Below are 7,653 nucleotides of genomic sequence, written 5' to 3' on the forward strand. Positions count from 1 at the left end.
AGGTATGCATCATCATTATCTCCCAAAGCTGAATAATAAGTACAGTTCACCTGATAGATATCAAGGTTGTTGTAAGCAGCAGTATTATATATTTTCTTAACATTTGCACCAAATTTAAATATATCTTCTTTAGTTCTTTCAATTTCCTCATCAGGAAGCAAGTCTTTCACATCTACCACTCCGATGCCGTCATGTGTATCGAGAGTTGTAAACTGCTTATTAGGGCATTTTAACATCCAATCCTTAAGATACTTGGTCTGCCCATAGTAGAGCGAATTCAAAAGAAGCATAGGAAGTGCAAAGTCATATACAAAATATCCCTTTTCTGCTATTTTAAAAGGAATTGTAAAATGTTCATGTATTTCAGGAAGGATAGTAACTCCTGTAGGCGTGAGTACATCTGTAACCTCAGCTAATAATTCCCATACATAAGGTTCTACAAAGAAACAGCTTGTTCCTGCCTTTTTAGTAGCATAGGCAAAAGCATCCAGTCTTATTATTGCAGCTCCCCTCTTTGCCATGCCTGTTAAATTATCCACAAGGAATTTTTTAGCAGTTTCAGATGGGCAATTAATGTCTATCTGCTCTTCATCAAAGGTACACCATACCTTTTCTGTAGTTCCATCTTCAAACTTTGCATCTACATAAGGTGCTCTAGGTTTTCTCTTATAAATTGCATCTACTTCTGCCTCTGTAGGCTCTCCATTTTCCCAAAAATCTTTATATCTGATGAAAAGGTCTTTGTAAGGGCTGTTGTCCTTATTTTTCAAGAAATCTTTATAATACGGACTCTGTGCACTTATATGATTTAACATATAATCGAACATAAGGTAATACTTTTCTGAAAGTCCGGTAACATCTTCCCAATCTCCAAAAGTCTCATCTACGATGTCATACCTCATTGGGGCAAAGCCTCTGTCTCCTGATGACGGAAAAAATGGAAGGATGTGAACCCCGCCAAGAGCCTTAGAAAAATGCTTGTCAAGTACATTCTCAAGATCCTTGAAATTCTTTCCCATACAATCAGCATAGGTAATGAGCATAATCTTGTTTTCGAGTTTTTTCATAGACGCATCTCCTCGTATAATTTTTTAAGTGCCTTACTCTTTTAGTATAAAGTATTTCGAGTGTCTGGGCAAGAAGAAAAAAGAAAGACTGGAAATCTCTTCCAATCTTTCTTTTATAATTATTATATTACTCAGCCTTTTGCTCCTTTATAATTTTCTTCACCCTGCTATTATACTCACTTAAGGGTATAAATACTGTTTTATTTTCATCTTTAGTTACAAATTCTTTTGCTTTATCATTATATTCACCTAATGGCACCATTTCTTGCTCTGAATAAACAACATTAAAATGTAAAGAACAAGCAACAATGAATATAATTACTGCTACAATAGTAAAAAATATCTTCTTATTCACTCTATACCTCCGACAACTTATGGATATTCAGGTAAAAAGGTCACTACTACAGGGGTAATAAATAAAAATGAAAAAATTAAAGTTAATGCCAAAATCTTTTTAATAAAATAATCAAATCTTTTCATATTGCCTCCTCCTTATAAATAATATTTAATTTATAAACATATACAGTGGCAATTCTTAATCTCCATTTTTAACTTTCTGTAAATTAATATATCCCATTAAAACTCCTTTGCTAACAAAACCACGACTATAATATATATTCTTCAGTCTTTTAGGATCTGTCAAGGATAAACCTATTATCCAAATTCTGTCTTTTACTGCACATTCTGCCAAAATAGAATTTTTTGTATCAAGCAACCTACTCTTTAAAAACTCATTTTGAGAGAATTTTGCAAGCAGACCTTCATATATAATTATCCCCAAATTATTGGGGTTATATTGCTTTTGTTTTAAGTATAAAATATTTTTAACTTTTGGGCAATAAGAAAAAAGAAAACATGAGATTTTTATCCTAATATTTCCTATATAACCTATAGTATTATTTATTTTTCTAAAATCCATACTATATTTATGATAATATAACAAGTGAAATAGTTTTTTAATATTAAAAACCGTAAAACCTTTCCCTTGGGAACAGCGTAAGTTGGGGGAGATTATTGAAAGAAGAATTGAACAAAGGCAACAATCAGAAGGTTATCCTCGTCTAGCATTTGCATCTGGTCAAGGTGTAATACCTCTGAGTGAACGTAAAACAAATAACAGAGAACAGCTTACAAAAGATGAGTTTACAAAAAAATATTTAGTTACGGAAATGAATGATATTGTTTATAACCCAGCTAATGTTAAATATGGAGCAATAGATAGAAATAAGTTTGGAAGGGGATTAATTTCACCTATTTATGTTACTTTCACTACTAAAGAAGATGCTGGCTTTATTGAGCGAATAGTAACTTCACATGATTTTCAACAAAAGGCACTTAGGTTTGAAGAAGGAACTGTTACAAAACGTCAATCTGTAAATCCTGAAGACTTTGTTATGCTTGATATTTTGTTAGCTTCTAACAAGTCAGAGCAGAAAAAGATAAGCAGTTTTTTTGAAACCCTCGACCACCTTATCACCCTTCACCAGCGTGAGTTATAAAACATTAAGGAGGACTTAAAAATGAGTACATTAAAACATTGCAGTACCAAATCTATGTTATTTTGTGATTATTATAAACAGTGGATAACTGTTTATAAAGAAGGAGCTATCCGTCCGGTAACTATGAGCAAATATAATATGGCACATAAATGGCTTGTTAAGCTTATACCAAAACTTCCTCTATGTGAACTTGACCGGATTTCATATCAAAAACTGCTTAATGACTACGCAAATGAGCATGAACGGCAAACAACTATGGACTTTCATCATCATTTAAAATGTGCCATACTTGATGCAGTAGATGAAGGCTTTATAAGTCGTGATCCTACCCGCAAGGCAGTTATTAAAGGAAAACATCCCCGTATTAAAAAGCCTAAATATCTTAATCAATATGAACTGCACAAGCTGCTTGATGACTTGAAGCTCTCTGCAAATATAAATATGGACTGGCTCATTCTTCTGATAGCCAAAACCGGAATGCGGTTTTCAGAAGCCTTGGCTCTTACTCCAAATGACTTCAATCTGTCACATCAGATGCTTTCTGTCTCAAAAACTTGGGATTATAAAGGAAACAGCGGTTTTCTTCCTACCAAAAACAAGTCTTCGGTAAGAAAAATTTCTTTAGACTGGCAGACAGTGATACAGTTTGCCGAACTTCTAAAAAATATACCTGAAGACAAGCCTGTCTTTGTAAATGACAAAATTTATAATTCAACTGCCAATGATATACTTGCCAGACATTGTAAAAATGCTGATGTCCCCATAATCTCAATTCATGGACTTCGTCATACACATGCTTCACTTTTACTCTTTGCAGGTGTCTCCATTGCAAGTGTAGCCAGAAGGCTAGGGCATTCAAACATTACTACAACACAAAAAACATATCTCCACATTATACAGGAACTGGAAAGCAAGGATATCGACATCATAATGAGGTCATTGTCAAATCTTAACTCATAAACAGTTTACTCACGCCGGTGAAAGACAAAGCCTGTAGGCAAACTTAAGCAACATCTACATTCTGTCACAAGGCTTTTCCTACAGGCTTTTTATAAAGCACTACTCTATTAAAGGACTTATCTCCGGCATCAATGCTTCTTTAAACTCCTTACTAAGCTCTCCATAATACTTAAATTTAGGCAATGGAGCCTCGCTGCTTTCTTTATAAGCCGAGTAGTTTGCACTTTCTTTCAGCTTATTTTCATTTGCTAACTTTCCATCTTTATAATTATGAGCCTCATATTTTACCTCTTCTTCCTCAAGAAACCACTTATCTGCATATTTTCTTATTTCTTTATCTGCCGCTGCATGCCTCATCTGGTTGATAATAACAGAAATATCCTTATCTCTGTATTTTTCCTTATCCTCCTCAATTTCATCAATTAGCTGCATAATTAAAATACTGAGTTTCGGATTAGCTGCTGCAAATTCATCTACTGTTTCTCTTAATTCTTTAAGCTTAGAATTAAACTCTGTACTTCCACTTTCCTCATTATTTACAGAATCTACAAAGCCCTGTAGAAGCTCTACTATATACTCAAAATCAACCTTAAATTTACTATATGCGACCAGCTCATAATCATCTGCTATAACATCATCTTCACCATCATCAGGTAATTCAGTTTTAATCTCCGCCAGTACATTCTTATATATTGCTGCATAATCCTCATAATCTTCCTCAGTAAAATTATATTCCTTTAACAGGCCAGGATTATAAGTAGAAAATGACTTTAAATGTGCAAAATCATGATCCAAATCTCTAAAAAGCCTTATAAAAGTCTTTTTCTGCTTCTTAGAAAGGCTTAGCACATCTTCAGGCTCAGGTGCAAAACTCCTTATTGTTTTAAGTGATAACTTAAAATTTGACAGTACAGTATCCCAGTTCTCTGCTATCGCCTTTCCAAAACCTCCCTTTGAGTACAGTACAAGTGCCTCATTTATCTTCTCTTTATACTCCTTTGGTGAGCGGAATGTAACTATCTGCCCATACATTTTATTTTGGTCTAAAAGTCTGTTTGTCCTTGAAAACGCCTGTATCAAATGATGCGGTTTCATAGGGGCTCTGTCAATAAATATTGTAGAGAGACAAGGTGCATCAAAACCTGTAAGCAGCCTGTCTACAACTATTACCAAGTCTATTTGTTCTTTTCTGAACTCATATTTATTATTTTTCCTAGCTAATCTATCATTTAATGCAGTATTATAAGCATCAATCGCATCAAGCCCATGGGTTTTAGTATCAAATAATTTACTGTAATCTTTCAAATAGCGTTTCATAGCCTCACTGTTTGCCTGAGAATTATCCTTGTTTTCTGCGACTGAAAATGTAATGGCAACTTTAGGAAAATCAGGAAGAATCCTTCTTACTTCTTCACTAATCTTTAATTCATCTTCACCTGCTTTAATTTTCATAATCAGGTCATAATATTCTCTTGCAATAGCTATAGACTCAACCGTAAGCATAGCTTCGTAAGTTTTACCTTTTCCATTTTGGAAACCAAGTTTTGTCATTGAATGATTTAATATTACATCTAATACCTGTCTCCTATGCTTTTCACTGTTATAATATGCGTCTTCATCTTCCACTTTTATATTTTCCGGTCCAAGATTCTCTACATTAAAACCAAGTACAGCTCCGTCATGTATGGCTTCTTTTATGGTATAACTGTGCAGACACTCTCCATAAAGTTCTTCCGTAGTCTGTGCTAAATCTCCTTTTTTCTCATATTTATTTTCTTCAAAAATAGGTGTACCTGTAAATCCAAACCAGAGAGAATTAGCAAAAAATTTCTCAATTTCCCTCTTAGTATTTGGAGTCACAGCCCGATGGCATTCATCTACTACAAAGGCAATTTTTAGAGCTTTAATTTTGTTATAATCCTTTGCCCCTTCTTGCAGACTATCTCTTATCATTTTTTGCATTTTTTGTATAGTGGTTACTATCATCTGCCTGTTGCCATCAGTAAGCTTCTTAATAAGACCTCGTACATTTTCTGTATTATCCACATCTACCGTATCATTTTCGGAATAAGATTTAAATGCAGTGCCTGTCTGCTGGTCAAGGTCTCTCCTGTCTATCAAAAATATTGTTTTTTCTATCGCAGGAATATCCATAAGCAGATTTCTGGTTGCCTTGTATGAAGTCATAGTCTTGCCTGAACCTGTAGTATGCCATATAAAACCTGATTTACCAGTTCTTGAAGCCTTTCGCATAGCTTCTATGGCATGAATCTGATATGGTCTTAATATTAAAAGCTTCTTTTCTGTATTATCCAAAACTATATACTTAGTGACCATTTCATGTGCCCTGGGTATTTTAAGTACTGACTTTGCAAAATCAATATAATTACCAATCGGTTTATTTTCCTCATCAACCCAGCCGGTAAGAAATTTCTTATTTAGCTCAGTGTCCCGCACTGCTGAAAAATACCTTGTATCAATGGCATTGCTTATAACAAACATCTGCACATTTGAGAACATGCCTCGGAATTTACCCTCAGAAATATAATTTTTTATCTGATTATACCCATCCATATATGGGTGTTCCTTATTCTTAAGTTCAATATGAATCATAGGTATTCCGTTTATAAGAAGGGTGACATCAAATCGGCGGTTTCTGCCTTTCTCATCACCTTCAGACTTAAATACCCTATACTGATTGATTACCTCATATACGCTGGTTCCACCTGCTATATGCTCATTATTCATCACAAGCAGATGAAGCACCTTATCTCCTCTATGCACATGGACCTGGACTTTTCCATTCTCTCCTACAAGCCACTGACCGGCATCATAGAATGAGGCATGGGAGAGGTCATTTTTCACTTTTGCAAACTCTGATTCACTAAGAGGCATTCCATTAAGTGCTGCCTTGTTATTTTGTTCCAATATATACTTAAAATTAGCCCACAATTCATCTTCTGTTCTGATATCAGGGCGGTATGTCCACTGTGACTCACCATTTGTAAGCTCTGCTATCAGCTTCTCTTCTATCACTGATTCTAATTCTGCCATAATTATCTCCCTAAAAATCACTCTTTATAAGTATAATCTATATGTTTTCCTGTAGTCACAAGAGAGTCTATATCCTCGTACGCATTTTCTAAGCGTTCCTGATGATACTCAAAATATCCGTCAAAGACTTTTTCTGTTATTCCTTTTTCATCCCATTCTTTAAGCACATCTCCTGTAACTCTCCCTCTTGCTTTTGCATATCTTTCAATAAGAAATAGGAAAAATTCCATCTCTTTTGTCATATTATTCACCCCTTAAATGAACTGAATTTCTAGGATTACCGGTTATTTTTTCTACTTCCCACATATCAAAAATTGCCCTTGCCGAAAATTCCCACATAGCCATATCAGCATCTTCTAACATCCTATGTGTTTCAGACAATAAAAACTCCCTTGCTGCATCCATTTCCGTCAAGTCATATTTTTCTATAATCATTTTTATAACATTTTTATTATAACAGTCTAAAGAAAAAACAGGTATCTTCGTCATAGTACAATTACCTCTTTGTATTTAAGCAGCTTGATTGCTGTTTCTGTTTTAAATGTAAACTGATCTTTCAATTTCTGTGTAAGAAATCGTCTTATTGCTTCTTCTTCAGAATACATTCCATCAAGAAAAAGGTCAATAACCTGTGCTGTTTGGTCATCTGCAACAGGTCCTGATATTATATCCCAATTTTCAGCAATAAATTCACCTTTTCTGTTCTTTACTACAAAATTAAGCCATTCAGCATTTGGTAAATCAAAACTAAGAAGACGAAGTTTGTTAATTTCTTCACCATCAACCTCATAAACTGTAACAAGCGCTTGTTGTGTGCCTCTTCTTTTTGCTGTTCTCTTAGCCCATTTAGCTGCCTGTTCCAAATCACTCGTTGTATAAAATCCTTTGCCAAAATCTAATTCTCTTTGAATTTTTAACAACATAGGCTCTCTAACTTCTACATTGCTTCCATGATATAAAATCATATATTTTTCTACCCTTTCTGAGGAAACATATTTTGCAACATATATTTTTTAATTTGTTTTAGTTGGTCACACTTTCGTTGGTGAAGGGTGATAAGGTGGTCGAGGTTA

9 protein-coding genes are annotated in these 7,653 nt (G+C 34.4%); 2 read left to right on the forward strand and 7 right to left on the reverse strand.

The window, feature by feature from the left end:
- From gtfA to ACTTKP_RS10250, 3 genes are all read right to left on the reverse strand, one after another.
- Positions 1-1,067, reverse strand: a 1,067-nt coding sequence (gene gtfA / locus ACTTKP_RS10240) for a sucrose phosphorylase (RefSeq protein WP_442553804.1), incomplete at its 3' end; no start/stop codon positions are given.
- 127 nt (positions 1,068-1,194) lie between these two features.
- Positions 1,195-1,422, reverse strand: a complete 228-nt coding sequence (locus ACTTKP_RS10245; protein ID WP_442553805.1) for a hypothetical protein — start codon at positions 1,420-1,422, stop codon at positions 1,195-1,197.
- Positions 1,423-1,602: 180 nt separating this feature from the next.
- Positions 1,603-1,986, reverse strand: coding sequence for an NADAR domain-containing protein (locus ACTTKP_RS10250; RefSeq protein ID WP_442553806.1), 384 nt, complete (start codon positions 1,984-1,986; stop codon positions 1,603-1,605).
- Between the two features lie 82 nt (positions 1,987-2,068).
- On the opposite strand from ACTTKP_RS10250, the gene ACTTKP_RS10255 reads away from it, so the two are divergent.
- Together ACTTKP_RS10255 and ACTTKP_RS10260 are read left to right on the forward strand one after the other, a co-directional pair.
- Entirely contained in the window at positions 2,069-2,566 is a 498-nt protein-coding gene (locus tag ACTTKP_RS10255; RefSeq protein ID WP_442553807.1) for a hypothetical protein, read from the forward strand.
- A 21-nt stretch (positions 2,567-2,587) separates the two neighbouring features.
- Entirely contained in the window at positions 2,588-3,526 is a 939-nt protein-coding gene (locus ACTTKP_RS10260) for a site-specific integrase (RefSeq protein WP_442553808.1), read from the forward strand.
- 99 nt (positions 3,527-3,625) lie between these two features.
- Here the strand turns inward: ACTTKP_RS10260 and ACTTKP_RS10265 are convergent, their stop codons facing one another.
- Genes ACTTKP_RS10265 through ACTTKP_RS10280 form a run of 4 tightly spaced genes read right to left on the reverse strand, consistent with a single transcriptional unit; the run spans position 3,626 to position 7,545 of the window.
- Positions 3,626-6,580: a type I restriction endonuclease subunit R gene (locus ACTTKP_RS10265; RefSeq protein ID WP_442553809.1), complete on the reverse strand. Its 2,955-nt coding sequence runs from the start codon at positions 6,578-6,580 to the stop codon at positions 3,626-3,628.
- A 17-nt stretch (positions 6,581-6,597) separates the two neighbouring features.
- A complete protein-coding gene (locus tag ACTTKP_RS10270) occupies positions 6,598-6,822 on the reverse strand; it encodes a DUF3791 domain-containing protein (RefSeq protein ID WP_442553810.1) in 225 nt (74 codons plus the stop codon).
- A 1-nt stretch (position 6,823) separates the two neighbouring features.
- Positions 6,824-7,069, reverse strand: a complete 246-nt coding sequence (locus tag ACTTKP_RS10275) for a hypothetical protein (RefSeq protein WP_442553811.1) — start codon at positions 7,067-7,069, stop codon at positions 6,824-6,826.
- Entirely contained in the window at positions 7,066-7,545 is a 480-nt protein-coding gene (locus ACTTKP_RS10280) for a DUF3990 domain-containing protein (RefSeq protein ID WP_442553812.1), read from the reverse strand. The genes ACTTKP_RS10275 and ACTTKP_RS10280 overlap by 4 nt, the downstream gene beginning before the upstream one ends.
- Between the last annotated feature and the right edge of the window lie 108 nt (positions 7,546-7,653).

This window comes from Catonella sp. (assembly GCF_052169795.1).
GTDB lineage: Bacteria > Bacillota > Clostridia > Lachnospirales > Lachnospiraceae > Catonella.